The following is a 24576-nucleotide window of genomic DNA, read 5'->3' as shown; positions in this document are numbered from 1 at the left end:
GCGCGCGCCCACAGGGCGCGCCTTTGCCAATGCGTCATCCCCGCGAATTGATGTTCAACAGCCGCATGGCTGGTCAAGCGGGGATCCATAGGAAAACGGCGGCCATCGGCCGCCGTTTTTCGTTTCCGGATCTGGAAGGCCTCAGCCTTCGATGCGCCTCACGCCTTCACCCGCCAGCTTGTCTATCAGCTGGTCCAGCATGGCGCGTTCCTCGTCGCTCAGCGGTTCCAGCATGCGCTGGTGATACTCGATGACCATCGGCGCGACTTCGTCATAGACCCGGAAACCCTCGTCGGTCAGCGCCAGCACCGAGCGGCGGCGGTCGTCGCCGTGGATCTCGCGCTGGATCAGCGCCCGTTCCAGCAGGCGGGCCACCGCCCGGCTGACCGCTACCTTGTCCATGGCGGTGCGGCCGGCCACCTCGCCGGCCGACAGGCCGGGGAAGCGCCCCAGCACCGCCATGACCCGCCATTCGGTGATGGCCAGGCCGAAACGGCGGTGGTATTCGCGGGAAATCGCACTGCTGATCCGGTTGGACAGCACGCTCAACCGGTAGGAGAACAGGCGGTCGAGGTCGAAATCGGCGTGGATGGCGGGGCTGGCTGGCTGGCTCATGCTGCGCTGCTACTTGTTGTTGGTTTCAGCTGAAACTATAGAATGGGTCAAATCCCGGCAAGCCTAGCGAGGCGCCCCATGACCGCACAACCCAATTCTGGCATCCAGCCCACGACGTTCGACAACCCGATGGGCATCGATGGCTTCGAATTCGTCGAGTTCGCCGCCCCGCAGGGCCAGGCGCACCACCTGCACGACTACTTCCGCAAGCTGGGCTTCGTGCAGGTCGCGCGGCACAAGACGCGCGCGATCAGCACCTACCGCCAGGGCGACTGCACCTTCCTCATCAACGAGGATCCGGACTCCTTCGCCGCGCGCTTCGCCGCCGAGCATGGCCCCAGCGCCTGCGGCTTCGCGATCCGGGTGAAGAAGCTGGCCGAGTGGGCGCGCGTGCAGGCACTGAAGAACGGTGCCGAATCCTTCGACGCCGCCGACGAGCTGACCAAGGCCGTCGCCGCGCCCGTCATCAAGGGCATCGGCGACTGCATGCTCTACATCGTCGACCGCTACGACGACCAGGGCACCATCCACGATCCGGACTACGAATACCTGCCGGGCGTCGACCTGATGCCGAAGGGCTTCGGCCTGACTTTCATCGACCATCTGACCCACAACCTCTACCACGGCAACATGGCCAAGTGGGCGGACTACTACGAGCGGCTGTTCAACTTCCGCGAGATCCGCTACTTCGACATCAAGGGCGCCAAGACCGGCCTGCTGTCGAAGGCGATGACCGCGCCGGACGGCATGGTGCGCATCCCGCTCAACGAGTCGAGCGACCCGAAGAGCCAGATCAACGAGTACCTGGACGCCTACAAGGGCGAGGGTATCCAGCACATCGCCTGCTTCACCGACGACATCTACACCACCGTCGAGCGCATGCGCGAAGCGGGCGTGGCGTTCCTGGATACGCCGGACACCTACTTCGACGTCATCGACCAGCGCATCCCCGACCACGGCGAAGACGTCGCGCGCCTGGCGCGCAACAAGATCCTGATCGATGCCGACGTGGAGACCAAGCAACGCAAGCTGCTGCAGATCTTCACCCAGAACGCGCTGGGCCCGATCTTCTTCGAGATCATCCAGCGCAAGGGCAACGAAGGCTTCGGCGAAGGCAACTTCCAGGCGCTGTTCGAGAGCATCGAGCGGGACCAGATGAAGCGCGGGGTGCTGTAAGGTCTCTTCGAGCCCCTCTCCCCTTGGGAGAGGGGTTGGGGAGAGGGACGGCGAAGCCTTGTCGCTTGCTGATTCAGGAAAGCGGATCAGCCAGGACAGGAGGTCCTGCATGAGTAAGCCACGCTTGCCGACCCACACGCTCGATCATGCCAAGCAGTTGCGCATGGGCATGACCGATGCCGAACGCCGGCTGTGGCAGTACCTGCGGGCAGGACGCCTGGAGGGCATGAAATTCCGGCGCCAGCATCCCGTTCCGCCCTACATCGTCGATTTCTGCTGCGTCGAAGCGGGTTTGGTGGTGGAACTGGATGGTTCGCAGCATTCGCCTGCCGCGGATGCCGCAAGAACGCGATACTTGCAGTCCCAGGGATGGAGGGTCGTCCGATTCTGGGACAACGATGTGCTGAGGGAGGTGGAGGCGGTGGTCACGGCGATCTGGGATTTCGCCTCGCGACCGGCCCTCTCCCCAACCCCTCTCCCGCCGGGAGAGGGGCTTTGATCGGGACACGATGAGCATGAATGCGAACAGCGCCAGCAACTACCAATCCGGCTTCGGCAACCACTTCGCCAGCGAGGCGATCCCCGGCACGCTGCCGGAAGGCCGCAATTCGCCGCAGCGGGTCGCGCACGGGTTGTACGCCGAGCAGTTGAGCGGCACCGCGTTCACCGCGCCACGCGCGGAGAACCGTCGCAGCTGGCTATACCGCATCCGCCCGGCGGCGATGCACGGTCCGTTCGCGCCGTACGCGCAGCACCGCCTGCACAGCGACTTCAGCGCGGGCCCGGTGTCGCCGGACCAGATGCGCTGGTCGCCGTTGCCCATGCCGGAGACGCCGACGGATTTCGTCGATGGCCTGTACACGATGGCGGGTAACGGCTCGCCGGACGCGCTGCATGGCGTCGGCATCCACCTCTATGCCGCCAACCGCTCGATGCAGGGCCGCTATTTCTACGACGCCGACGGCGAGCTGCTGATCGTGCCGCAGCAGGGCAGCCTGCGCATCGCCACCGAGTTCGGTGTGATCGAGGTCGAGCCGCAGCAGATCGCGGTGATTCCGCGTGGCGTGCGTTTCCTCGTTGAATTGCCCGATGGCGAAGCGCGCGGCTATGTCTGCGAGAACTTCGGCGCCGCGTTGCGCCTGCCCGACCTGGGCCCGATCGGCTCGAACGGGCTGGCCAATCCGCGCGATTTCGAGACGCCGATGGCGGCGTACGAGGACGTCGAGGGCGCGTTCGAGCTCATCGCCAAGTTCCAGGGCCATCTGTGGCGCGCCGACATCGGGCATTCGCCGCTCGATGTGGTGGGCTGGCACGGCAACTATGCGCCGTACCGCTATGACCTTCGCCGCTTCAATACCATCGGCTCGATCAGCTTCGATCATCCCGATCCGTCGATCTTCCTGGTGCTGACCTCGCCGAGCGACACGCCGGGCGTGGGCAACATGGATTTCGTGATCTTCCCGCCGCGCTGGCTGGTGGCGCAGGACACGTTCCGGCCACCGTGGTTCCACCGCAACATCGCCAGCGAGTTCATGGGCCTGATCCACGGCATATACGACGCCAAGGCCGAGGGCTTCGCACCGGGTGGTGCATCGCTGCACAACTGCATGACCGGGCATGGCCCGGATGCGGCGACGTTCGAGAAGGCATCCAACGCCGATCTGACCAAGCCCGATGTCATCACCGGCACCATGGCCTTCATGTTCGAGACGCGGGCGGTGATCCGGCCGACGCGGCAGGCCGTCGACGCCGCGCATCGCCAGCGCGACTACCAGGCGTGCTGGGCGGGCCTGCAGAAGCACTTCACGCCGAAGGGCTGAGGCGGGCTCAGGGCAGGGCGCGCTCCGTCTGCGCATCGAGCAGGTGCTGCAGGCGCTGCGCCGCTTCGTGCGGCAAGGCCTCCATCAGGCGGTCGCGGATGCGGCCGGCGAGCGTGGTCGCCATGCGCGCTTCGAGGAAGCGCAACGCGTCGCCCAGCGCTTCCAGCATCGCGTCGTCGTCCAGTCTCGCCAGCAGGCGCTCGCGATGGTGGCGCGCACCGTCATCGCGCTGCAGTTCCAGCATGCCGGACAGGTAGACCTTGGCGGCGACGAGCGAGCGTCGCGGTCCGGTCGTCGCAGGTGCAGGCGCGGGCGCGGGCGCGTGTTCGACCGCAGGCGGCGGCGCCGGCTGACGCGCCGCACCGGCGATGCTCAGGTAGCCCTCGCTCACCAGCCGCTGGATCAGCAGCGGTGCATCCTGTCCCAGCAGCTGCACCAGTTCCGCCAGGTCGCGTTGCCCGTTGCAGAGGATCAGCGCGCGCCGCTCGCGCATGCCGAGCGCACCCGTGTGGGCCTGCAGTGTCTGGCGGGCGAGATCGGTCTTGGACGGATGCATGCGGGAGGTGCCGGAAGATCGCGCGCAGGCTAGTCGCGGGCGATGAAGTGCGGATGACAGAACGGGCTTCATCGCGGCGACTTAACGCGCCAACGCTAGGATTCAGCTTTGTGCAATGGAGAGAGCCGATGAAGTCGATGTTGCCGATCGTGATGGTCGTCACGCTGTTGTCCGCATGCCAGCGCGAGGAAGCCCGCGCGCCGGCAGTGGAGCCGCAGACCACCGCGACCAGCACGCCGATGGCGGAAGCGCCGGCGCCTACGCCCGCAGTGGACGACACGGCCGCACCGGCCGGGCCCGTGAGCCAGGCCAGTTTCTTGGGCTACGGCGACATGAAGCTGGGCAGCACGATCGAGGAAGCGCGTGCGGCCTGGGGTGGCGAGCTCAACGGCGCGCCGATGGAAGGCACGACCTGCCATTACCTGTGGCCGAAGTGGATCACCCGGCCCGCCGACTTCGCCTTCATGATGGAAGAAGGCAAGTTCGTCCGTTACGACGTGGGCACCGACAAGGAGACCGCGCCGGGTGGCGGCAAGGTCGGCATGAGTGTCGACGAACTGCAGAAGCTCTATGGCGGCGCGTTGAAGGCCTCGCCCCACAAGTACACGCAGGGTGGCCAGTACCTGGCGATGGACGCGGGCGACGTGGCACCGACCCAGCTGATCTTCGAGGCCGATGCCAACGGCAAGGTCACCGCGTGGCGCGTGGGCCTGTCGCCACAGGTCGCGTACGTGGAAGGCTGCTCCTGATCGTGGCCGCCCGGCTGGCCGCACCGGCGGGCCGGGCATAGAATCGCCGCACACCACACGGGAAGGGGGCGGCGATGACGGAAGCCTGGGGATACTTCGTGCTGGGGCTGGTGCTGCTGGCACTCGGCGGCGATTCCATCGTCAAGGGCGCCTCGGGCCTGGCCCAGCGCCTCGGTGCATCGCCCTTCGTGGCCGGCCTGCTGCTGATCGCGTTCGGCACGTCGCTGCCGGAACTGGCCGTCAATGCGCGGGCGGTCTGGGTAGGTTCGCAGGAACTCGCGCTCGGCAACGCGGTGGGCAGCAACATCGTCAACCTCGGCCTCACGCTGGGCCTGGCGGCGCTGGTCGCGCCGGTGCTGGTGCGCATGCGCGTACTGTCCCCGCTGCTGGTGCTGCTGGCGCTGGCCTCGCTGGCGCTGATCGTCTTCGGCCTGGACGGCGTGGTCAGTCGCGTCGAAGGCGGTGCGCTGCTGCTGGGTTTCGTGGCGGCGCTCGCGTTCCTGCTGGCGCGCGCGCCCCGCGAGGACGCGGGCGTACGCACTGAGGTCGAGGGCTTCGCCACCACGCACACCGTGCTGTGGATAAATCTGTTGCGCTTCGTTGTGGCGGCCGCGCTGCTGTATTACGGCGCCCGCTTCGTCGTACAGGGTGCCCCGGTGATCGGCGCGCACTGGGGCCTGTCGCCGCTGCTGACCGGCCTGTTGCCGCTGGCGATCGGGACGGCGCTGCCGGAAATCGCCGCTGCGGCGATGGCGGCGCGGCGCGGGCAGGGCGACATGGTGGCGGGACACGTCATCGGTTCCAGCCTGTTCAACCTGCTGGTGGTGGTGGGCGGCATGGCGGCGTTCCGGCCGCTGGCGCTGCCGGAGTCCTTCGTGCGGCTGGAGCTGCCTGCGGCCATCGCCTTCGTGCTGGTGCTGTACCCGATGCTGCGCGGCGACCTGCGTATCAGCCGCGTGGAAGGCGGCATCCTGCTGGCGGCCTTCATTGGCTGGGTGATCATCGAGATCGCATTGCTCGCCTGAACTGAACGGCGGGTCAGGCGTATGTGAACGGGTTTGTTAAACTCGGGGCGATTGCTCGCGAATGACGCATTCCCTGCAAGGCAAGGCGGTTGATGATTCCTTTTCTCGAAATCCTGCTGGCGCTGCCGTTCGTGCTTGCGCTGGTGGTGGCGCTGGCGCGCGGCATTCCCCGTGGCGCGACCGCGTGGCTGGCCGGCCTGGCGCCGCTGCTGGGCCTGGTGCTGCTGGCGTGGATGACGCCGAGCGTGCTGCAGGGCTGGAACCTGCGCGCCGACCACGCCTGGATCCCGCAGATCGGCCTGGCCTTCACGCTGCGGCTTGACGGGCTGGCCTGGATGTTCGCCGGCCTGGTGCTGGCGATCGGCGCGCTGGTGGTGATGTACGCGCACTACTACCTCAGCGCAAAGGACAGCGCGCCGCGCTTCTTCGCCTGCCTGCTGCTCTTCATGGGCTCGATGCTCGGCGTGGTGTTGGCCGGCAACCTGTTGCTGCTGGTGGTGTTCTGGGAACTGACCAGCATCAGTTCGTTCCTGCTGATCGGGTTCTGGTCGCATCGCCAGGATGCACGCGAAGGCGCGCGCATGGCGTTGGCGATCACCGGGGCCGGCGGCCTGGCACTGCTGGGCGGCGTGTTGCTGATCGGGCGCATCGTCGGCAGCTACGACCTTGACGTGGTGCTGGCCTCGGGCGACCTGATCCGTGCCAGCGCGCTGTATCCGTGGGCGCTGTTGCTGGTGCTGGGCGGCGTGTTCACCAAGAGCGCGCAGTTTCCGCTGCATTTCTGGCTGCCGCACGCGATGGCCGCGCCCACGCCGGTGTCGGCCTACCTGCATTCGGCGACGATGGTGAAGGCCGGCGTGTTCCTGCTGGCACGGCTGCACCCGGCGCTGGCGGGCACCGACCTGTTCTTCTACGTGGTCACCACCGTGGGTGCGCTGACGCTGCTGGTCGGCGCGTGGTTTGCGATCTTCCAGCACGACCTGAAGGGTCTGCTGGCGTATTCCACCATCTCGCACCTGGGGCTGATCACGCTGCTGTTCGGCATCTCCACGCCGATGGCGGTGGTCGCCGGCGTGTTCCACATCCTCAACCACGCCACGTTCAAGGCGTCGCTGTTCATGGCGGCGGGCATCATCGACCACGAGACCGGCACGCGCGACATGCGGCGGCTCGGCAACCTGCGGCGTTACCTGCCCTGGACCAGCGCGCTGGCGATCATCGCGTCGCTGGCGATGGCCGGCATCCCGCTGCTCAACGGCTTCCTGTCGAAGGAGATGTTCTTCGCCGAGGCCATCGATATTCCCGGACACCGCGCCATGCGCGATGCGATCGCGGTGGCGGCGCTGCTCTACGGCATCTTCGGCGTGGCCTACAGCCTGCGATTCGTCTACGAAACGTTCTTCGGCGATGATCCTTATGTCGGCGGCGTGGCGCCGCATGAACCGCCGCGCTGGATGAAGATCCCGGTGGAAGTGCTGGTGGTGCTGTGCGTCGCGGTGGGCATGTTCCCGGCGTGGACGGTCGCGCCGGTGCTGCATGCGGGCGCCGGTGCCATCCTCGGCGACGCGATGCCGGCGTACAGCCTGTCGGTGTGGCATGGCATCAACACGCCGCTGCTGATGAGCCTGGCCGGGATCGCCGGCGGCATCGTGCTGTATTTCGGGTTGCGCCGGCTGTTCGGCCTGCATGCGAACGTTCGCCGCTCGCTGGGGCGCCACGTGTTCCGCTGGAACATGGAGGCGCTGTATGCGCTGGCCGGCCGCTTCACCCGCCGCATCGCCAACGGCAGCCTGCAGCGCAGCCTGCTGTTCCTGGTGTTGGCGGCATTGATCGCCGGCGCGGCGCCCTTTGTCGCCGGCGATGCCTTGCCGCTGCAGTGGCGCACACCGCAGCCGATGCCGCTGCTGGGCTGGTTGCTGTGGCTGGTGCTGGTGGTCTGCGCGGTGTGGACGATCCGGCTGTACCGGCAGCGGCTGCTGGCGGTCGTCGTGCTGGGCGGCGCCGGCCTGGTGGTCAGCCTGACGTTCGTGTTCCTGTCCGCACCGGACCTGGCACTGACGCAGCTGATGGTGGAAATGGTCAGCCTGGTGCTGTTGCTGCTGGGCCTGCACTACCTGCCGCCGCGCTCGCCGCCGGAGCGCACGCCACGCCGCCGCCTGCGCGACATCGTCGTGGCGCTGGCCGCGGGCACCGGCGTGGGCCTGCTGGCCTACCAGATGATGACGCGGCCTGCCGACACCATCAGTGGCGAGCTGCTGGCGCGTTCGTTGCCCGAAGCCTATGGCGCCAACGTGGTCAACGTGATCCTGGTGGACTTCCGCGGCTTCGATACGTTCGGCGAGATCACCGTGTTCGGCATCGCGGCGCTGATCGTGCACGCGCTGCTGCGACGCGCGCGCATGGCGCCGGAAAAGATCATGTCGGGCCCGCCGGTCAAACTGCCGGTGCCGGCGGACCTGGCGCAGATCATGTTCCCGCTGACGCTGACGGTCTCCGTCTTCCTGTTCCTGCGCGGGCACAACGCGCCGGGCGGCGGCTTCATCGCCGGCCTGGTGCTGGCGGTGCCGCTGCTGGTGCAGTACGTGATCCAGGGCGCGGCGTCGGTGGAGTCGCGCTTCGGCTTCGACTACGTGCGCTGCATCGGCGTGGGATTGATCATCGCCGGCCTCAGCGGCGTGGCGTCGATGGGCTTCGGCGTGCCGTTCCTCACCAGCGGCCATCTCGATCTCGAGTTGCCGGTGATCGGCACGGTGCCGCTGGCCAGCGCCATCGGCTTTGATACGGGCGTGTATCTGGTGGTGTTCGGCGGCGCCATGCTGATCCTGTCGATGATGGGCACCATCCGGCCCTCGCGCACGCGCGTGTCGCACCTCGGGGTGATGGAGCCGGGCGAGCGTTCCACCCGCACGGGAGAGCTGCGTTGAGGGAGATGTCCTGATGGAACTGGCGATGGCAAGCGCGATCGGCATCCTCACCGCGGCCGGGGTGTACCTGCTGCTGCGCGCGCGCAGCTTCGACGTCATCCTCGGGCTGACCTTGCTTTCGTACGCCACCAACCTGCTGATCTTCAGCGGTGGCCGGCTGCTGCCGGGCAAACCGGCAGTGCTGCGCGAGGGCGTGGCGCCGACGCTGGCGAACTACACGGACCCACTGCCGCAGGCGCTGGTGCTGACCGCCATCGTGATCGCCTTCGCCATGACGGCCGTAACAGTCGTCCTGTCGATCCGCAGCCGCGGCGACAACGACAGCGACCACGTCGACGGCAGCAAGGCCGAGCGCGAGTTCCTCGCCAGCGAACAGCGCCGGCATGAAGAAGCCCGCGATGCCGCCAAGGCCGACGAGGCGGAGCCGCACGCATGAACCATCTGCCGGCGCTGCCGATCCTGATCCCGCTGTTCGCCGCCGCGATCGTGCTGTTCTTCGAGCACCGGCGCTTCGGCATGCTGCCGCAGCGCATCGTCGCGTGGGCCTCGCTGGCCGCCATGCTGGCCGTGGTCGGCGTGCTGGTGGCGTCGGCGGGATCCGGCGAGGTCTCGGTCTACCTGCTCGGCGACTGGCCGGCGCGGCTGGGCATCGTGCTGATGGTCGATCGCCTGTCGGCGCTGATGCTGCTGGTCGGGCTGCTGCTGGGGGCGGCCTGCCTGCTGCATGCCTGCGCCGGCTGGGACCGCCGCGCCCCGCACTTCCATGCGTTCTTCCAGTTCCAGCTGATGGGCTTGAACGGCGCGTTCCTCACCGGCGACATCTTCAACCTGTTCGTCTTTTTCGAAGTGCTGCTGATTTCCTCGTACGGCCTGCTGCTCAGCGGCGGGCGTGGCGAACGGATGCGCGCCGGACTGCATTACGTCACCTTCAACATCGCGGCATCCACGCTGTTCCTGGTGGCGCTGGGCCTGCTGTACGGCCTGCTGGGCTCGCTCAACATGGCCGAGCTGTCGGTGCGGGTGGCGCAGCTGCCGCCGGGCGACGTGGCGCTGGTGCAGGCGGCAGCGGGCCTGCTGTTCGTGGTGTTCTGCGCGAAGGCCGCGTTGTTGCCCATGTACTTCTGGTTGCCCGAGACCTATACGCATGCGCCGGCAGCGGTCGCCGGCCTGTTCGCCATCATGACCAAGGTGGGCCTGTACGCCGTGCTGCGGCTGGGCACGCTGAGCTTCGGTGCGTCGGGGCCGCTGGACGGCTTCGCCTGGCCTGCCTTGCTGGTGCTGGGCGCGGTGACGCTGGTGCTGGCGTCGCTGGGCGTGCTGGCGGCGGTCCGGCTGCGCGCGCTGGCGGCGTACCTGGTGCTGGGCTCGGCGGCCACGCTGTTCGTCGCCTTCTCGCTGCACACCACCGGCACGATCGGCGCGGGGCTGTACTACCTGGTGCACAGCAGTTTCGCCGGCGCCGCGCTGTTCCTGCTCGCCGACCTGATCCGTCGCCGCCGCGGCCGCGCGAGCGACCGCAAGGACCTGATTGCCGCACTGCCGGACAAGACCGTGCCCGGCCTGCTGTTCCTGGTCGCCGCGGTTTCGCTGGCGGGCCTGCCGCCACTGTCGGGCTTCATCGGCAAGCTGCTGCTGCTGGAGGCGGTGCCGGCCGGCCCGCGCACGCTGTGGATCTGGGCGCTGGTGCTGGGCACGAGCTTCCTGATGCTGGTCGGCCTGGCGCGCGCGGGAACGCGGCTGTTCTGGCGTGTCGAGCCATGGCCGGATGCGGGCGTACGGAAGCTGGAAGCCTATACGCCGGAGCAGGACCTGGTGTCCGCGCCTTCGCGCCCGCTCGAAACGATGGCCATCGTCCTGCTGCTGGCCTACGGCATGGCCCTGGTGCTGGCCGCCGCGCCGGTGCTGGACTACACGCGCGCCACCGCGGCGCAGCTGCAGGCGCCGGGCGATTATGTCGACCACGTGCGCACCGCCGCGCCGATCCTGAGGGAGCCCTGAGCATGGCCGCGACATGGCGCAAGCGCTGGTTGCCGTCGCTGCCGCTGAGCGCGACGGTGTTCTGCTTCTGGCTGCTGATGAACGACGACGTCAGCGCCGGCCACGTGGCGTTGGCGCTGCTGCTGGCGCTGCTGATCCCGCCGTTCGCGGCGCGGCTGGATCGTGAGTTCGCCAGCATCGGCCGCCTCCGCAGCGTGCCGCGCATGCTGGGCGTGCTGCTGCTGGATATCGTGCAGGCCAACGTCACCGTGGCGCTGCAGGTGCTGGGTCCCGAGCGGAAGATCCGGCCGGGCTTCATCTGGGTGCCGCTGGACATCGACAACATCCATGGCATCGCGGCGCTGACCAGCATCATCACGCTGACGCCGGGCACGGTGTCGTCGGCGCTGTCGGACGATCGCCGCCACCTGCTGGTGCACGTGCTGAACCTGGACGACGCCGACGCGGTGATCCGGCAGATCAAGACGCGCTACGAGGCGCCGCTGAGGGAGATCTTCCCATGACACCCACGGAACTGGTGATGTACGCCATCGTCGGCTCGATGCATGTGGTGGGGCTGGCGATGCTGCTGGCGCTGGTCCGGCTGGTGCGCGGCCCCAGCGTGCCCGACCGCATCCTGGCGCTGGACACCCTGTTCGTTTCGGTGATCGCATTGCTGGTGCTGTTCGGCATGTACCTGGGCACGGCGGTCTATTTCGAGGCGGCGCTGATCATCGCGATGCTGGGCTTCGTCGGCACGGTGGTGCTGAGCAAGTACGTGCTGCGCCGGGACATCGTCGAATGAACTGGGTCTTCGCCATCCTGCTGGTACTGCTGCTGGCGGTGGGCAGCTTCTTCATCCTGGTCGGGTCCTTCAGCCTGCTCAAGCTGTCGGAGTTCTTCAAGCGCCTGCACGGCCCCACCAAGGCCAGCACGCTGGGCGTGGGCTGCATGCTGGTCGCCTCGGTCGGCTACCACGCCCTGGGCGGTACCGATCCGCAACCGCGCGAGCTGCTGATCACCGCCTTCCTGTTCATCACCGCGCCGATCAGCGCGCACCTGATGGCGAAGGCCGCCCTGTCGCTGCACATGGCCGAGCGGCCGCCGATGCCCGGGGGCGAGCCGACGCAGCCCGTCGATGCGGTCGACGAAGACGCCGGTCCGGCCGCCTGATCCGCGATGCGTACCGCCCTCGTGTTCGGTGCCAGTGGGCAGATCGGCGAGGCGCTGCTGGCGCGGCTGTCGGCGTCGGCGTGGCAGGTGTTCGCGGTATCGCGCACGCCGCGCGCGTCGTCGTCGAACGTACGCTGGCTGACGGGCGAGTTCGCCGGCATCGCGGGATTGCCTGACGCCGTCGATGGGGTCTTCAGCACCGGACCGCTGGACGGATTCGCGCAGTGGTACGCGCGCGGGCAGGTCGCCACGCCGCGCGTGGTCGCGTTCGGTTCCACCAGCCTCGATACGAAGCAGGCGTCGGGCGATGCGTACGAACGCGACATCGTCGCCCGTCTCCAGGCTGCCGAGCAGCTCGTCTTCGAGACGGCGGCATCGAAGGGGGCGGCGGCCACGGTGCTGCGCCCGACTCTGGTCTATGGCGCCGGCCGCGACCAGACGCTGGCGCGGATCGCGGCGATGGCGCGGCGGATGGGCTTCTTCGCGCTGCCGCGCGGCGCGGACGGGAAACGCCAGCCGGTGCATGTCGACGATCTCGCCGACGCAGCGCTCGCCGTGGTGGATGTGCCCGCCACGCACGGGCGGGCCTACGCGTTGCCCGGCGGAGAAACACTGGTCTACCGCGAGATGGTGGCACGCACGCTGGCGGCGCTCGATCCGCCGCGGACGCTATGGCAGGTGCCGAAGCCGGTGTTCGGGATAGCGCTGTCGCTGGCCCGCGCGGCGGGCGTGATGCGCGGACTCACCGACGACGCGGTGGCGCGCATGCGCGAGGACCTGGTGTTCGATGCCGCGCCGGCGCGCAACGACTTCGGTTACGCGCCGCGGACTTTCATCGTCGACAAGCGTGCGGTGGGTTCGTAGAGCGGAGCTTGCTCCGCTGCTCTTCGCGGCGTCAGGGCGCTGCCCTGCACGGCATCCGCCGAGGACGCTCGGCTCCAGTCAGTACCGCCAGCCCATCTTCCGGTAGAACTTGCTGAGCACCCACACCGGGCCGATCAGCAGGTAGGTGAGGTCGGTCAGGAAGCTGGGCTTCTTGCCTTCGATCTTGTGGCCGACGAACTGTGCGATCCAGGCCAGCACGAAGACTGCGATGGCCAGATAGAGCAGGTTCTGCAGGCCCAGCAGCGACTCCAGCCAGCGGGTCAGCCATGCCATGGCGATGAAGATCGCCAGCATGCCGAAGCCCAGCGGGCGCGACAGCTTGTAGTAGTACATCCAGGCGCCGAACATCGCGATCGCCGCCCACGCGCCGGACTTCACCCAGGTGCCGAACACCGGGATGCACCAGAGCAGCGCCACCACCGTCCACAGGATCGCCGGCACGGCGAAGACATGGATCAGCTGGTTGGTCTCGTTGACGTGATCACCGGAATAGCTGGCGAACCAGCGGTCCACCGGACGTTGCGCGGTCGCGTTCATTCATCCCTCCCGAGGATGGCAATGCGGCAGGGTATGGAGCATACCCCAGCCCGGGAGGGGTTGCCGGGCCGGCCGTCAGGCCAGTGGACGGGCGCGGTGGTGGGAGCGACGTCAGTCGCGATGGGGTGTGCAGTCAGCCTTCGTCGCGACTGACGTCGCTCCCACAAGACCCTTCAGCTCAGTCGACGACGATGCCGGCGAGTTTCTGCAGCGCTTCGGCGTACTTGGCGCGCGTGCGTTCGATGACCTCGGCCGGCAGCGACGGGCCGGGGGCGATCTTGTTCCAGTCCAGCGTTTCCAGGTAGTCGCGCACGAACTGCTTGTCGTAGCTCGGCGGGCTGGTGCCGACGTCGTACTGGTCCGCGGGCCAGTAGCGCGAGGAATCCGGTGTCAGCATCTCGTCCATGATGTAGAGGCGGCCGTCTTCATCCGTGCCGAACTCGAACTTGGTGTCCGCCAGCAGGATGCCGCGCTCGGCGGCGAAATCCGCGGCGAAGCGGTAGATGCGCAGGGTGGCGTCGCGCACGCGTTCGGCCAGTTCGGCGCCGACGGTCTTCACCATGGCGTCGAAGTCGATGTTCTCGTCGTGATCGCCCACGGCGGCTTTCGTCGACGGGGTGAAGATCGGTTCGGCCAGTTTCTCGGCCTGGCGCAGGCCGTCGGGCAGTTCGATGCCGCTGACCTTGCCGGTGCGCTGGTAGTCCTTCCAGCCGCTGCCGATCAGGTAGCCGCGGGCGATGGCTTCCACCGGCACCGGCTTGAGCTTCTTGGTGACCACCGCACGCCTGGCGTACAGCGAGGCGTCCACGCCGGCCGGCAGCACCGACGCGACATCGATGCCGGTCAGGTGGTTGGGCATCAGGTGCGCGGTCTTGGCGAACCAGAAATTGGAGATCTGGCAGAGCATCTCGCCCTTGCCGGGAATGGGGTCGGGCAGCACCACGTCGAACGCGCTCAGGCGGTCGGTGGCCACCATCAACAGGCAATCGCCCTCGGGCGCATCGGCGGGCAGGCGGTCGCGGGGCAGGTCGAACACGTCGCGGACCTTGCCGCGGTGGCGCAGGGGGAGGCCGGGCAGATCGGATTGGAGCAACGTCGTGGGCACAAACACTCCTTGGGGAGTTCCGGAAACCAGCGAGGCGTACAGCGTCGTGGGGGCGTGCGGCTGGCCGTGCGCCCGCATCCCGGGGTGGCCTCCACCCGCTGCTGCGGGGCCGGGTACCGTACCGGGCCGCGTAGTGTACGGCGCTTGGGGCCGCCGTGTGCCGTAAAATGCCGCGATTGCCGGAGAAGGCGGGCCGAATGAAGCGCTGGTACGGAAAACTGCTGGGATTCGTGGCCGGTTGGCTGCTGATGCGCCATCCGTTGGGCGGACTGGTGGGCCTGATCATCGGCCACGCCTTCGACCAGGACTGGTTCAAGCTCAGCCGCGACAACCCGTACCGCGTGCTCGACCTGACCAGCGATGCCAGCGACGCCGAGATCGACCAGGCCTACCGCCGGCTGATCTCGCAGTACCACCCCGACAAGATGGCCGGTGCCGCGGAAGACCTGCGCGACCACGCCGAACAGAAGGCGCGCGAGATCAATGCCGCCTACGACCGCATCAAGACCCTGCGCAAGCGCAAGTGAGCCCCTCCATGTCGAACTGCATCATCGCCCCGTCCATCCTGTCCGCCGATTTCGCCCGCCTGGGCGAGGAAGTCGACAACGTGCTGAAGGCCGGCGCCGACTGGGTGCACTTCGACGTGATGGACAACCACTACGTGCCCAACCTGACGATCGGCCCGCTGGTGTGCAGCGCGTTGCGCAAGCACGGCGTCACCGCACCGATCGACGTGCACCTGATGGTGGAGCCGGTGGACCGCATCGTGCCGGACTTCGCCGAAGCCGGCGCCAGCATCATCAGCTTCCACCCCGAAGCCTCGAAGCACGTGCACCGCACCATCCAGCTGATCAAGTCGCTGGGCTGCAAGGCCGGCCTGGTGCTCAACCCCGGCACGCCGGTCGAGGTGCTGGACTGGGTGCTGCCGGAACTGGACCTGGTGCTGCTGATGTCGGTGAACCCGGGCTTCGGCGGGCAGGCGTTCATTCCGTCGGCGCTGGACAAGCTGCGCGCGGTGCGCGCGATGATCGACAAGACCGGCAAGGACATCCGCCTGGAGATCGACGGCGGCGTGAAGGCCGACAACATCGCCCAGATCGCCGCGGCGGGCGCGGATGCCTTCGTCGCCGGCTCGGCGATCTTCAATGCGCCGGACTACAGGGACGTGATCGATCGCATGCGCCACGCCGTGGCGGAAGCGCGCGGCTGATCCTGCCTGGCGCCGGGCTTGCCCGGCTTTCTGCGGACGCACATGTCGCGCCAGCGGAGCAGGCTCCGCTCTGCGGCCATGGAAAAGGGCGATGGCTTTCGCCACCGCCCCGGAAGATTGGAGGCTGATCCTGCCTCCGCCCATCGTCCCTGCTATGGCCTTCCACACTACGGACCGACTATGACGGGTCCGTGACAAGGGGAGGCACGTTGTGGGAGCGACGTAAGTCGCGAGCTTTTCAGTCGGTCAACGCGATCCCTCATCCGCCGTGGGTTCCGGCCACGATGTTCGCGACTCACGTCGCTCCCACCCCCGCACCCGCTATGCTCGCGCGTCCCTCAAGGAATCGCCCATGACCTCCCCCCGCTGGCGCCTGATCCTCAACGGCAAATCCGCCGGCGACGATGACCTGCGCAAGGCCGTGCAGGCCATGCGCGGGGACGGCATCGCACTGTACGTGCGGGTGACGTGGGAGGACGGCGATGCAGACCGCTACGTCGCCGAGGCCATCGCCGACGGCGTGGCGACCGTCATCGCCGCCGGTGGCGACGGCACCCTGAGCGAGGTGGCCACGACGCTCGCCCATCGCGGCGAGACCGCCGAGGCGCTGCCATCGCTTGGACTGGTGCCGCTGGGCACGGCCAACGATTTCGCCACCGCCGCGGGCATTCCGGATGAAGCGCTGGCCGCGCTGCAGCTCGTCCGCGACGCGGCCGCCGTGCCGCTCGACCTGCTGCGCATCGATACCGGAGACGGCACGCACTGGTGCGCCAACCTGGCCAGCGGCGGCTTCGGTACCGAAGTGACCGTGGAAACCGACGAGGGCTTGAAGAAGATGCTCGGCGGCCTGGCTTACCTGATCACCGGCGTCGCCCGGCTCGGCCGCATCGAGCCGATGACCGCGCGCGTGCACGGCCCCGACTTCGACTGGCAGGGCGATTTCATTGCCCTGGGCATCGGCAACGGGCGCCAGGCTGGCGGTGGGCAGGCGCTGTGTCCGGATGCGCTGGTCGATGACGGCCTGCTGGACCTGACCATCGTTCCGGAACTGTCCGGGGAAGTCGCCGCCACGCTCGGGACGCTGGTCAAGGAAGGCAAGCATGCGGCGCTGGACCGCGTCGCCACCCGCACCCGCCTGCCGTGGGTGGAACTGGAGGCCGACCAGCCGTTGACCCTCAACCTGGACGGCGAGCCGGTGCAGTCGCGGCGTTTCCGCATCGAGTGCGTCCCCGGCCGCGTGCGCATGCATCTGCCTGCGGGCTGTCCGTTGCGTCTGCAACCATAGAACGCGCTGAAGACGCTCCCTTGCCCGTCATTCCCGCGGCTTTCAACAGACGCACGTCTGGTCAGGCGGGAACCCAGCGTCTTGGCTTTTCAACGACATGAAGTCACTGGGTCGCCCCATCGCGGGGATGACGGAAACAATTCCTGCGTTTTCCAGTGGTCGTCGGGCCGATGCCTCGGGTAAAGTAGCCCCGTGTCCCATCCCGCGCTCCCGCTTTCCAAAGATTCCGCACGCCCTGGCTGGCGATGGTGGCCCGTAGCCGTCGCCCGTACCGCCACCGTGTCCCGGAAGGAAAGCCCGCTTGATCCCGCACGCCCAGTTCCAGCAGTACGCTGCTGAAGGCTTCAACCGCATCCCCGTCGTCCGTGAAGTGCTGTCCGACCTGGACACGCCGCTTTCGGTCTACCTGAAACTCGCCGACGCGCCGCATACCTACCTGTTCGAGTCGGTGGAAGGCGGCGAACGCTTCGGCCGCTATTCCATCATCGGCCTGCCGGTGCGCCGCGTGGCGACCTTCCGCGGGCACACGCTGCAGATCCACGACCACGGCGAGTTGATCGAGACGCGCGAGGTCGCCGATCCGTTCGCCGAAGTCGAAGCCCTGCGCGCCGCGTATGCCGTGCCGAAACTCGAAGGCCTGCCCGGATTCACCGGTGGCCTGGTCGGCTGGTTCGGCTTCGAGTGCATCGGCTACATCGAGCCGCGGCTGGCGAGCGGCGAGAAGCCCGACGAACTCGACACCCCCGACATCCTGTTGATGCTGTCGGAAGAAGTGGCCGTCTTCGACAACCTCAAAGGCCGCCTGTACCTGATCGTCCACGCCGACCCGCGCGCACCGGAAGCGTGGGAGCAGGCGCAGGCGCGACTGGATGTGCTCACGACCAAATTGCGCCAGCCCGGTTCGTATCCCGCGCCGATCACCCGCGACGTGCTGGACGAGAGCCACTTCGTCTCCGGGTTCACCCACGACGGTTTCATCGCGGCGGTCGAGCAGTCGAAGGAATACATCCGCGCCGGCGACATCTTCCAGGTGGTGCTGAGCCAGCGCCTGAGTGTGCCGTTCAATGCGCGGCCGGTGGATGTGTATCGCGCGCTGCGCGCACTGAATCCCTCGCCGTACATGTATTTCCTGGACGTCGGCGATGTGCAGGTGGTGGGCTCGTCGCCGGAGATCCTGGTGCGGCTGGAGCAGGGCGAGGTCACCGTGCGCCCGATCGCCGGCACCCGCCCGCGCGGGAAGACGCACGATGAGGACGTGGCGCTGGAAGCCGAACTGCTGGCCGATCCCAAGGAGCGCGCCGAGCACCTGATGCTGATCGACCTGGGCCGCAACGACACCGGTCGCGTGTCCGAAGCCGGCACCGTGCAGGTGGGCGAACAGTTCGTCATCGAGCGCTACAGCCACGTGATGCACATCGTCAGCGAGGTCACCGGCAAGCTGTTGCCCGGCCTCAGCTACGCCGACGTGCTGCGTGCGACATTCCCGGCCGGCACGGTCAGCGGCGCGCCGAAGATCCGCGCGCTGGAAGTGATCCGCGAGCTGGAACCGATCAAGCGCAATGTCTATGCCGGCAGCATCGGCTACATCGGCTGGCACGGCGACGCCGATACCGCCATCGCCATCCGTACCGCCGTCATCAAGGACGGCCGCCTGCACGTGCAGGCCGGTGCCGGCATCGTCTACGACTCCGATCCCGAGAAGGAATGGGACGAGACGATGAACAAGGGTCGCGCGCTGTTCCGCGCCGTGGCCGAAGCCGCGAGGGGCTTGTGATGGATGTGGCGACCGCCAACGCGAAGATCAGCCTGCGCAACGATTACAGCGAGGGCGCGCATCCGCGCCTGCTGCAGGCACTGGCCGTGGCGAGCGCCGAGATCAACCGCGGCTACGGCCTGGACGTGCACAGTGAGCGCGCCGCCGCGCTGATCCGCGACCGGCTCGGTCGCGATGCCGATGTGCATTTCCTGGCCGGCGGCACGCAGACCAACCTGGTGGCCTTGGCCGCCTTCCTGCGCCCGCACGAAGCGGTGATCGCACCGGCGAGCGGCCACATCGCCACGCACGAGACGGGCGCCATCGAAGCCTCGGGCCACAAGGTGCTGACGGTGGCCACGGCGGACGGCAAGCTGAGCCCCGAGCTGATCCTGCCGTGCCTCGACGGCCACCGCAGCGAGCACATGGTGAAGCCGCGGCTGGTCTACATCTCCAACACCACCGAATGGGGCACCGTCTACAGCGCGGCGGAACTGCAGGCGCTGGGCGGCTTCTGCCGTGATCGCGGCCTGCTGCTCTACATCGACGGCGCGCGCCTCGCCTCGGCGTTGACGACGGAAGGCAACGACGTCGACCTGGCCCTGCTGGCCGGGCAGGCCGATGCGTTCTACATCGGCGGCACCAAGAACGGCGCGCTGCTGGGCGAGGCGCTGGTCATCGTGAATCCGGGGCTGCGTACCGACTTCCGCCATGTCATCAAGCAGCGCGGTGCAATGCTGGCCAAGGGCATGGTGGTCGGCGCGCAGTTCGAGGCGCTGTTCGAGGACGGCCTGTACTTCGTGCTGGCGACCCATGCGAACGTCATGGCGCAGCGCCTGCGGGACATCCTCCAGAAAGCCGGCGTGCCGCTGGCGGTCGATTCGCCCAGCAACCAGCTGTTTCCGGTGCTGCCGGACGCGGTCGTCGCGCAGCTGCAGCAGTGGGTCGAGTTCGAGACTTGGGAGCGGCGCGGCGATGGCACGACGGTGATCCGCCTGATGACGTCGTGGGCGACGCCGGAGTCCGCCATCGAGGCTTTCGCTTCGGTTGTATCCATGCTGCAGGTAAGGCTTTCAACAGCAACCGCAACACCGACGGTAGAAGGGCTCTGATTTGTGCACTTCGAGCGCGGGCGCATTAAGAGCGATATCGCGAACATCAGTGATTGACATCTGCTCACACCGTCCGATAGTGGCTTCGCTTTTGACGGCGAGCGCTCTTTGGCGGGGTTGCAGTAGAAGGGAGGGGATGTGATGTCCACATTTAGTGAACGCATGGGTCTGAAGCCGATCAGGACGATCGTTCAGTTGAACGACATGGACGATGACCTTCGCAATAGTCTGTGGAATGTCCTAGATAGAAGGCTTTTCGGTCTAAGTGACTTTGATAGCGAGCGCTTCACAGAGGCCCTATGGTGGCACTTCTTCAAGAAGCCAGTGGATAGACGGCAGATCTATCACTCTGGTTTCGGCTCCCCCAACTACAGTGAAGTATGGGAGGAGGTGCGGTCATTCTTCTTCAAATGCAAGTGGAATGAGGTCTACGACTTCATTGAATTCGTACTCAGAGCGTTTCCCGCCAATAGATCGATTAGGGATCTACTAAACAAGACGCTTGAGCGAGAGAGTTCTGGATTCAGAGTCATCGACGGAAGATTGGCTCCCATATCTGATGAGATTGAAGTTGGAGAGGTTTCTAAGGCCATTGGAGAAGGAAGTCCAAGTGTGATCGCGCACCTTAGGGGCGCTCTGGAACACCTCACCGACAGGTCAAATCCGGACTACAGGAACTCTATAAAAGAGGCCATATCTGCTGTTGAATCAATGGCGAAGATCGTAAGTGGGCAGCCGAAAGCAACGCTGGGGGACGCGCTCAAGAGCCTTGAGAGGAACGGAAAACTTCATCCTTCCCTGAAAGAAGCATTCTTGAAACTCTACGGATACACCAGCGATGCGAATGGAATAAGGCATGCGTTGCTCGGTGAAAGTAGCCTCAATCAAGCTGATGCGAGGTATTTCTTGGTTGTGTGTAGTGCGTTTATCAACTTGATAAAGGTAGAGGCGGCTTGACATGCTGTTGATGATCGACAACTACGACAGCTTCACCTACAACCTCGTGCAGTACCTGCAATCGCTGGGGGCCGAGGTGAAGGTGGTGCGCAACGATGCGATGACGGTCGACGAGATCGCGAAGCTCGCACCCGAGCGCATCGTCATTTCGCCCGGTCCCTGCACACCCAACGAAGCCGGCGTGTCGCTGGAGATCATCGAGCGGCTGGGTGCCAGCACGCCGATCCTCGGCGTCTGCCTGGGTCACCAGAGCCTGGGGCAAGCCTATGGCGGCAACGTCATCCGCGCAGGCCGCATCATGCACGGCAAGACCTCGCGCATCCGCCACGAAGGCAAGGGCGTGTTCGCCGGCCTGCCGGATGCCTACGAGGCCACGCGCTACCACTCGCTGGTGGTCGAACGCAGCAGCCTGCCGGCGGCGCTGGAAGTCACCGCGTGGACCGAGAACGACGATGGCAGCTTCGAGGAGATCATGGGGCTGCGACACCGCGAGTATCCGGTGGAAGGCGTGCAGTTCCATCCCGAGTCGATCCTGACCGAGCATGGCCATGCCCTGCTGAAGAATTTCCTCGAACGATGACGTAGGGCGGGCCTTGGCCCGCCATCGCCACGCCGGTGGGCCAAGGCCCACCCTATGGAGCCACCATGCCACTGACCCCCCAAGAAGCCCTGCAACGCACCATCGAGCATCGCGAGATCTTCCACGACGAGATGGTGGACCTGATGCGCCAGATCATGCGCGGCGACGTCTCGCCGACGATGACCTCGGCCATCCTGACCGGCCTGCGGGTGAAGAAGGAAACCGTCGGCGAGATCGCGGGCGCTGCCACGGTGATGCGCGAGTTTTCGCGCACGGTGGAAGTCGCCGACCGCACTCACCTGGTCGACATCGTCGGCACCGGTGGCGATGGTTCGCAGACCTTCAACATCTCCACGTGTTCGATGTTCGTCGCGGCGGCGGCCGGTGCGCGGATCGCCAAGCATGGCAACCGCAGCGTGTCGTCGAAGTCGGGCAGTGCCGACGTGCTGGAGACGCTCGGCGTGGACATCGAGCTGCAGCCTGAGCAGGTGGCGCAATCGATTGCACAGACCGGCATCGGCTTCATGTTCGCACCGGTGCATCACCCGGCGATGAAGGTGGTCGCGCCGGTGCGCCGCGAAATGGGCGTGCGCACCATCTTCAACATCCTCGGCCCGCTGACCAATCCGGCCGGCGCCCCGAGCATCCTGATGGGGGTGTTCCATCCCGACTTGGTCGGCATCCAGGCGCGCGTGCTGCAGGAACTCGGCGCCGAGCGCGCGCTGGTGGTCTGGGGCCGCGACGGCATGGACGAACTGTCGCTGGGCGCCGGCACGCTGGTCGGCGAGCTGCGCGATGGCCAGGTGCGCGAGTACGAACTGCATCCGGAAGACTTCGGCATCGCGATGGCGGCCAGCCGCAACCTGCGCGTCGCCGATGCGGCCGAGTCGAAAGCGATGCTGCTGGGCGTGCTGGACAACCGGCCGGGTCCCGCACGCGAGATCGTGGTGCTCAATGCCGGTGCGGCGTTGTATGTGGCCGGTGTATCAGAGAGCATCGAGGACGGCATCGCCGCCTCGCGCGACGCGATCGCCAGCGGCAAGGCGCTGGAGCGGCTGCAGCAGTTCGTGGCCACCACGCAGGCGCTGGGCCGGCAGAACAGAGGGGCATGACATGGCCGGCGATGGATTCGCGTCGCTCCCCAAGCCGCCGTACTACGCGGTGATCTTCTCGTCGCAGCGCAACGCGTACGACGATGCCGGTTACGGTGCGATGGCCGAGCGCATGGTGGAACTGGCGGCGCGGCAGCCCGGCTTCCTGGGCATGGAATCGACGCGCGGAACGGATGGTTTCGGCATCACCGTGGCCTACTGGGAGAGCGAGGACGCCATCCGCGCCTGGCGCCAGCATGCCGAACACACGGCCGCGCGCGAACAAGGGCGGCGCGACTGGTACGACCATTTCGAGCTGCGCGTGGCCAAGGTCGAACGGGCCTATGGCTGGGACCGCACGAAAGGCGGGTAGGAGCGGCTTCACCGGGCCGGACGTCGCCAACGCACCGGGGGCGTGTCCGATCGCCGCCGGAATCGTGCCCTGCCAGGGCTGAAGCCCCTCCTGCACGGGAGCGGATGCGACAATGCGCCGTGCCCTGTGCCGGCACGGGAACCGAACCAGGATCTACATGAGCGACATCCTCAACACCATCCTCGCCCGCAAGGCGGACGAGATCGCCGAGCGCAGCGCCCGCGTATCGCTGGCCGACCTGCGCGCGCGCATCGCCGACGCGCCGCCGACGCGCGGCTTCGCCGATGCGCTGAACGCGATGGTCGCGCAGGGCGATCCGGCGGTGATCGCCGAGGTCAAGAAAGCCAGTCCGTCGAAGGGGGTGATCCGTCCGGATTTCCGTCCCGCCGACATCGCCGTGAGCTACGAATTCGGCGGCGCAGCCTGCCTGTCGGTGCTGACCGACGTGGACTTCTTCCAGGGTGCGGACGAGTACCTCAAGCAGGCGCGCGAGGCCTGCACGCTGCCGGTGCTGCGCAAGGACTTCACCGTCGACCCGTACCAGGTGTACGAAGCGCGCGTGCTGGGCGCGGACTGCATCCTGCTGATCGTGGCCGCGCTGGACGATGGCCAACTGGTCGACCTGTCCGGCCTAGCCATGCAACTGGGCATGGACGTGCTGGTGGAAGTACACGACATCGACGAACTGGAGCGCGCGCTGCAGGTGCCGGTGCCGCTGGTCGGCATCAACAACCGCAACCTGCGCACGTTCGAGGTGTCGCTGCAGACCACGCTGGACATGAAGGAGGCGGTGCCGAAGGACCGCCTGCTGGTGACGGAAAGCGGCATCCTGGTGCCCGAGGATGTCGCCACCATGCGCGACGCGGGCATCAACGCGTTCCTGGTGGGCGAGACCTTCATGCGCGCCGAAGAACCCGGCGAAGCCCTGCGTCAGCTATTCTTCGCCGCATGATGGACGCTGCCTATCCGACACCCCGCGCCGATGCGCCGGTCGTGGTCTTCGATTTCGACCATACCCTGTACGACGGCGATTCCGGCGGCCATCTGGTCAAGTGGCTGATCCAGCGCAATCCGCTGCGCATGGCGGTGGCTGCGGCTGCGTCGGTGGTGCTGGGACCGATGGTGGCGTTCCTGCCGACCCGACGGCGCGGGATTTCCGGCTACATCTGGATCGGTACGTTCGGCCTGCACGGTCGCCGCAGCTTCGATGCGTTGATCGACCAGTACGTGGCCAGCCATCGCGACGACGTGCAGCACCGGTTGCTGCCGCACGCGCTGGAGGTGTTCCGTGAGCACCGGGCACGCGGCGACAACGTGGTGGTGGCCACCGGCGCACCGCCGGAGCTCGCACGCGCGATCCTCAGTTTCGTGGCGCACGAGGACGTACCGGTCATCGGCACCGCCGTCGGCCCGCGCCTCGGGGCGGTGGTGGCCACGCGCCACTGCCACAACGAGGAGAAGATGCGCATGCTGCGCGAGCGCGGCTACGGCGAAGTGGCCGTGGCGTACTCGGACAGCAGTGCCGACCTGCCGCTGCTGAAGGCGGCGCGCGCACCGGTGGTGGTGAATCCGAAGCCCGCACGCGTGGCCATGTTCCGCCGCGTGCTGCCGCCGGGCACGCCCATCCTCAACTGGGGCTGCAAGGACCGCGGCGGGGCCGGCACGGCCTGACT

27 protein-coding genes are annotated in these 24576 nt (G+C 67.2%); 23 read left to right on the top strand and 4 right to left on the bottom strand.

What is annotated here, in order from left to right; translation table 11 throughout:
* Positions 1 to 141: 141 nt before the first annotated feature.
* Positions 142 to 615, bottom strand: a complete 474-nt coding sequence (locus tag ASD77_RS02855) for a MarR family transcriptional regulator (RefSeq protein ID WP_055937038.1) — start codon at positions 613 to 615, stop codon at positions 142 to 144.
* 78 nt (positions 616 to 693) lie between these two features.
* Here ASD77_RS02855 and hppD point away from each other — a divergent pair, with 78 nt between their 5' ends.
* From hppD to hmgA, 3 genes are all read left to right on the top strand, one after another.
* Positions 694 to 1791 (top strand): 4-hydroxyphenylpyruvate dioxygenase, encoded by a 1098-nt coding sequence (hppD, locus tag ASD77_RS02850; protein WP_055937036.1) that lies wholly within the window; start codon positions 694 to 696, stop codon positions 1789 to 1791.
* Between the two features lie 109 nt (positions 1792 to 1900).
* Positions 1901 to 2290, top strand: coding sequence for an endonuclease domain-containing protein (locus ASD77_RS02845; protein ID WP_055937034.1), 390 nt, complete (start codon positions 1901 to 1903; stop codon positions 2288 to 2290).
* 16 nt (positions 2291 to 2306) lie between these two features.
* Positions 2307 to 3611 carry a homogentisate 1,2-dioxygenase gene (hmgA, locus tag ASD77_RS02840; protein WP_055940940.1) on the top strand — a complete coding sequence of 435 codons (1305 nt, stop codon included), beginning with the start codon at positions 2307 to 2309 and terminating at the stop codon, positions 3609 to 3611.
* Between the two features lie 7 nt (positions 3612 to 3618).
* On the opposite strand, the gene ASD77_RS02835 is transcribed toward hmgA, so the two are convergent.
* The gene (locus tag ASD77_RS02835; RefSeq protein WP_055937031.1) at positions 3619 to 4167 is read right to left on the bottom strand and encodes a hypothetical protein; all 549 of its coding nucleotides are present in this window, start codon (positions 4165 to 4167) and stop codon (positions 3619 to 3621) included.
* A gap of 128 nt (positions 4168 to 4295) precedes the next feature.
* Between ASD77_RS02835 and ASD77_RS02830 the strand changes: the two genes are divergently transcribed.
* The 9 genes from ASD77_RS02830 to ASD77_RS02790 all read left to right on the top strand — a co-directional run bounded on the left by ASD77_RS02830 (position 4296) and on the right by ASD77_RS02790 (position 12879).
* Positions 4296 to 4916: a lectin gene (locus ASD77_RS02830; RefSeq protein ID WP_235578456.1), complete on the top strand. Its 621-nt coding sequence runs from the start codon at positions 4296 to 4298 to the stop codon at positions 4914 to 4916.
* Positions 4917 to 4990: 74 nt separating this feature from the next.
* Positions 4991 to 5941: a calcium/sodium antiporter gene (locus tag ASD77_RS02825; protein WP_055937028.1), complete on the top strand. Its 951-nt coding sequence runs from the start codon at positions 4991 to 4993 to the stop codon at positions 5939 to 5941.
* A gap of 92 nt (positions 5942 to 6033) precedes the next feature.
* The gene (locus ASD77_RS02820; RefSeq protein ID WP_055937025.1) at positions 6034 to 8865 is read left to right on the top strand and encodes a monovalent cation/H+ antiporter subunit A; all 2832 of its coding nucleotides are present in this window, start codon (positions 6034 to 6036) and stop codon (positions 8863 to 8865) included.
* A gap of 13 nt (positions 8866 to 8878) precedes the next feature.
* Positions 8879 to 9301, top strand: a complete 423-nt coding sequence (locus ASD77_RS02815) for a Na+/H+ antiporter subunit C (protein WP_055937022.1) — start codon at positions 8879 to 8881, stop codon at positions 9299 to 9301.
* The gene (locus ASD77_RS02810) at positions 9298 to 10863 is read left to right on the top strand and encodes a monovalent cation/H+ antiporter subunit D (protein ID WP_055937019.1); all 1566 of its coding nucleotides are present in this window, start codon (positions 9298 to 9300) and stop codon (positions 10861 to 10863) included. Before ASD77_RS02815 ends, ASD77_RS02810 begins: the two co-directional genes overlap by 4 nt.
* A 2-nt stretch (positions 10864 to 10865) precedes the next feature.
* Complete coding sequence (locus tag ASD77_RS02805) at positions 10866 to 11366, top strand: Na+/H+ antiporter subunit E (protein ID WP_055937016.1); 501 nt, start codon at positions 10866 to 10868, stop codon at positions 11364 to 11366.
* Positions 11363 to 11647: a K+/H+ antiporter subunit F gene (locus ASD77_RS02800; RefSeq protein WP_055937013.1), complete on the top strand. Its 285-nt coding sequence runs from the start codon at positions 11363 to 11365 to the stop codon at positions 11645 to 11647. Before ASD77_RS02805 ends, ASD77_RS02800 begins: the two co-directional genes overlap by 4 nt.
* A complete protein-coding gene (locus ASD77_RS02795; protein WP_055937010.1) occupies positions 11644 to 12015 on the top strand; it encodes a Na+/H+ antiporter subunit G in 372 nt (123 codons plus the stop codon). Before ASD77_RS02800 ends, ASD77_RS02795 begins: the two co-directional genes overlap by 4 nt.
* A 6-nt stretch (positions 12016 to 12021) precedes the next feature.
* Entirely contained in the window at positions 12022 to 12879 is an 858-nt protein-coding gene (locus ASD77_RS02790; protein WP_055937007.1) for an NAD-dependent epimerase/dehydratase family protein, read from the top strand.
* A gap of 78 nt (positions 12880 to 12957) precedes the next feature.
* On the opposite strand, the gene ASD77_RS02785 is transcribed toward ASD77_RS02790, so the two are convergent.
* A complete protein-coding gene (locus ASD77_RS02785) occupies positions 12958 to 13437 on the bottom strand; it encodes an Mpo1-like protein (RefSeq protein WP_055937003.1) in 480 nt (159 codons plus the stop codon).
* A gap of 178 nt (positions 13438 to 13615) precedes the next feature.
* A complete protein-coding gene (locus ASD77_RS02780; RefSeq protein ID WP_055940934.1) occupies positions 13616 to 14542 on the bottom strand; it encodes a phosphoribosylaminoimidazolesuccinocarboxamide synthase in 927 nt (308 codons plus the stop codon).
* Between the two features lie 197 nt (positions 14543 to 14739).
* Between ASD77_RS02780 and ASD77_RS02775 the strand changes: the two genes are divergently transcribed.
* The 11 genes from ASD77_RS02775 to ASD77_RS02730 all read left to right on the top strand — a co-directional run bounded on the left by ASD77_RS02775 (position 14740) and on the right by ASD77_RS02730 (position 24574).
* A complete protein-coding gene (locus ASD77_RS02775; RefSeq protein WP_055937000.1) occupies positions 14740 to 15069 on the top strand; it encodes a DnaJ domain-containing protein in 330 nt (109 codons plus the stop codon).
* 8 nt (positions 15070 to 15077) lie between these two features.
* Positions 15078 to 15752, top strand: a complete 675-nt coding sequence (rpe, locus tag ASD77_RS02770; RefSeq protein WP_055936997.1) for a ribulose-phosphate 3-epimerase — start codon at positions 15078 to 15080, stop codon at positions 15750 to 15752.
* Between the two features lie 352 nt (positions 15753 to 16104).
* A complete protein-coding gene (gene yegS / locus ASD77_RS02765; protein WP_055936993.1) occupies positions 16105 to 17037 on the top strand; it encodes a lipid kinase YegS in 933 nt (310 codons plus the stop codon).
* 301 nt (positions 17038 to 17338) lie between these two features.
* The gene (gene trpE, locus ASD77_RS02760; protein ID WP_055936990.1) at positions 17339 to 18811 is read left to right on the top strand and encodes an anthranilate synthase component I; all 1473 of its coding nucleotides are present in this window, start codon (positions 17339 to 17341) and stop codon (positions 18809 to 18811) included.
* The gene (locus ASD77_RS02755; protein ID WP_055936987.1) at positions 18811 to 19902 is read left to right on the top strand and encodes an aminotransferase class I/II-fold pyridoxal phosphate-dependent enzyme; all 1092 of its coding nucleotides are present in this window, start codon (positions 18811 to 18813) and stop codon (positions 19900 to 19902) included. The genes trpE and ASD77_RS02755 overlap by 1 nt, the downstream gene beginning before the upstream one ends.
* 141 nt (positions 19903 to 20043) lie before the next feature.
* Positions 20044 to 20859 carry a hypothetical protein gene (locus ASD77_RS17990; protein ID WP_268793358.1) on the top strand — a complete coding sequence of 272 codons (816 nt, stop codon included), beginning with the start codon at positions 20044 to 20046 and terminating at the stop codon, positions 20857 to 20859.
* 1 nt (position 20860) lies between these two features.
* Entirely contained in the window at positions 20861 to 21439 is a 579-nt protein-coding gene (locus ASD77_RS02750) for an aminodeoxychorismate/anthranilate synthase component II (RefSeq protein ID WP_055936984.1), read from the top strand.
* 65 nt (positions 21440 to 21504) lie between these two features.
* The gene (gene trpD / locus ASD77_RS02745) at positions 21505 to 22551 is read left to right on the top strand and encodes an anthranilate phosphoribosyltransferase (protein ID WP_055936982.1); all 1047 of its coding nucleotides are present in this window, start codon (positions 21505 to 21507) and stop codon (positions 22549 to 22551) included.
* A gap of 1 nt (position 22552) precedes the next feature.
* Entirely contained in the window at positions 22553 to 22903 is a 351-nt protein-coding gene (locus tag ASD77_RS02740; RefSeq protein ID WP_055936979.1) for an antibiotic biosynthesis monooxygenase, read from the top strand.
* Between the two features lie 157 nt (positions 22904 to 23060).
* Positions 23061 to 23855 carry an indole-3-glycerol phosphate synthase TrpC gene (trpC, locus tag ASD77_RS02735; RefSeq protein WP_055936976.1) on the top strand — a complete coding sequence of 265 codons (795 nt, stop codon included), beginning with the start codon at positions 23061 to 23063 and terminating at the stop codon, positions 23853 to 23855.
* Complete coding sequence (locus tag ASD77_RS02730; RefSeq protein ID WP_055940930.1) at positions 23855 to 24574, top strand: HAD-IB family phosphatase; 720 nt, start codon at positions 23855 to 23857, stop codon at positions 24572 to 24574. The genes trpC and ASD77_RS02730 overlap by 1 nt, the downstream gene beginning before the upstream one ends.
* The last annotated feature ends 2 nt before the right edge of the window (positions 24575 to 24576 follow it).

Source organism: Pseudoxanthomonas sp. Root65, assembly GCF_001427635.1.
In the GTDB taxonomy this organism is placed as follows: Bacteria; Pseudomonadota; Gammaproteobacteria; order Xanthomonadales; family Xanthomonadaceae; genus Pseudoxanthomonas_A.
Note: the sequence above shows the minus strand (reverse complement) of the source record. Positions and strands in the feature narration are given on the sequence as shown.

Excerpts from the sequence above, each read along its gene's own strand:
- ASD77_RS02855 (WP_055937038.1), bottom strand. The coding sequence starts at position 615 with ATGAGCCAGCCAGCCAGCCCCGCCATCCACGCCGATTTCGACCTCGAC.
- hppD (WP_055937036.1), top strand. The coding sequence starts at position 694 with ATGACCGCACAACCCAATTCTGGCATCCAGCCCACGACGTTCGACAAC.
- ASD77_RS02845 (WP_055937034.1), top strand. The coding sequence starts at position 1,901 with ATGAGTAAGCCACGCTTGCCGACCCACACGCTCGATCATGCCAAGCAG.
- hmgA (WP_055940940.1), top strand. The coding sequence starts at position 2,307 with ATGAATGCGAACAGCGCCAGCAACTACCAATCCGGCTTCGGCAACCAC.
- ASD77_RS02835 (WP_055937031.1), bottom strand. The coding sequence starts at position 4,167 with ATGCATCCGTCCAAGACCGATCTCGCCCGCCAGACACTGCAGGCCCAC.
- ASD77_RS02830 (WP_235578456.1), top strand. The coding sequence starts at position 4,296 with ATGAAGTCGATGTTGCCGATCGTGATGGTCGTCACGCTGTTGTCCGCA.
- ASD77_RS02825 (WP_055937028.1), top strand. The coding sequence starts at position 4,991 with ATGACGGAAGCCTGGGGATACTTCGTGCTGGGGCTGGTGCTGCTGGCA.
- ASD77_RS02820 (WP_055937025.1), top strand. The coding sequence starts at position 6,034 with ATGATTCCTTTTCTCGAAATCCTGCTGGCGCTGCCGTTCGTGCTTGCG.
- ASD77_RS02815 (WP_055937022.1), top strand. The coding sequence starts at position 8,879 with ATGGAACTGGCGATGGCAAGCGCGATCGGCATCCTCACCGCGGCCGGG.
- ASD77_RS02810 (WP_055937019.1), top strand. The coding sequence starts at position 9,298 with ATGAACCATCTGCCGGCGCTGCCGATCCTGATCCCGCTGTTCGCCGCC.
- ASD77_RS02805 (WP_055937016.1), top strand. The coding sequence starts at position 10,866 with ATGGCCGCGACATGGCGCAAGCGCTGGTTGCCGTCGCTGCCGCTGAGC.
- ASD77_RS02800 (WP_055937013.1), top strand. The coding sequence starts at position 11,363 with ATGACACCCACGGAACTGGTGATGTACGCCATCGTCGGCTCGATGCAT.
- ASD77_RS02795 (WP_055937010.1), top strand. The coding sequence starts at position 11,644 with ATGAACTGGGTCTTCGCCATCCTGCTGGTACTGCTGCTGGCGGTGGGC.
- ASD77_RS02790 (WP_055937007.1), top strand. The coding sequence starts at position 12,022 with ATGCGTACCGCCCTCGTGTTCGGTGCCAGTGGGCAGATCGGCGAGGCG.
- ASD77_RS02785 (WP_055937003.1), bottom strand. The coding sequence starts at position 13,437 with ATGAACGCGACCGCGCAACGTCCGGTGGACCGCTGGTTCGCCAGCTAT.
- ASD77_RS02775 (WP_055937000.1), top strand. The coding sequence starts at position 14,740 with ATGAAGCGCTGGTACGGAAAACTGCTGGGATTCGTGGCCGGTTGGCTG.
- rpe (WP_055936997.1), top strand. The coding sequence starts at position 15,078 with ATGTCGAACTGCATCATCGCCCCGTCCATCCTGTCCGCCGATTTCGCC.
- yegS (WP_055936993.1), top strand. The coding sequence starts at position 16,105 with ATGACCTCCCCCCGCTGGCGCCTGATCCTCAACGGCAAATCCGCCGGC.
- ASD77_RS02755 (WP_055936987.1), top strand. The coding sequence starts at position 18,811 with ATGGATGTGGCGACCGCCAACGCGAAGATCAGCCTGCGCAACGATTAC.
- ASD77_RS17990 (WP_268793358.1), top strand. The coding sequence starts at position 20,044 with ATGTCCACATTTAGTGAACGCATGGGTCTGAAGCCGATCAGGACGATC.
- ASD77_RS02750 (WP_055936984.1), top strand. The coding sequence starts at position 20,861 with ATGCTGTTGATGATCGACAACTACGACAGCTTCACCTACAACCTCGTG.
- trpD (WP_055936982.1), top strand. The coding sequence starts at position 21,505 with ATGCCACTGACCCCCCAAGAAGCCCTGCAACGCACCATCGAGCATCGC.
- ASD77_RS02740 (WP_055936979.1), top strand. The coding sequence starts at position 22,553 with ATGGCCGGCGATGGATTCGCGTCGCTCCCCAAGCCGCCGTACTACGCG.
- trpC (WP_055936976.1), top strand. The coding sequence starts at position 23,061 with ATGAGCGACATCCTCAACACCATCCTCGCCCGCAAGGCGGACGAGATC.
- ASD77_RS02730 (WP_055940930.1), top strand. The coding sequence starts at position 23,855 with ATGGACGCTGCCTATCCGACACCCCGCGCCGATGCGCCGGTCGTGGTC.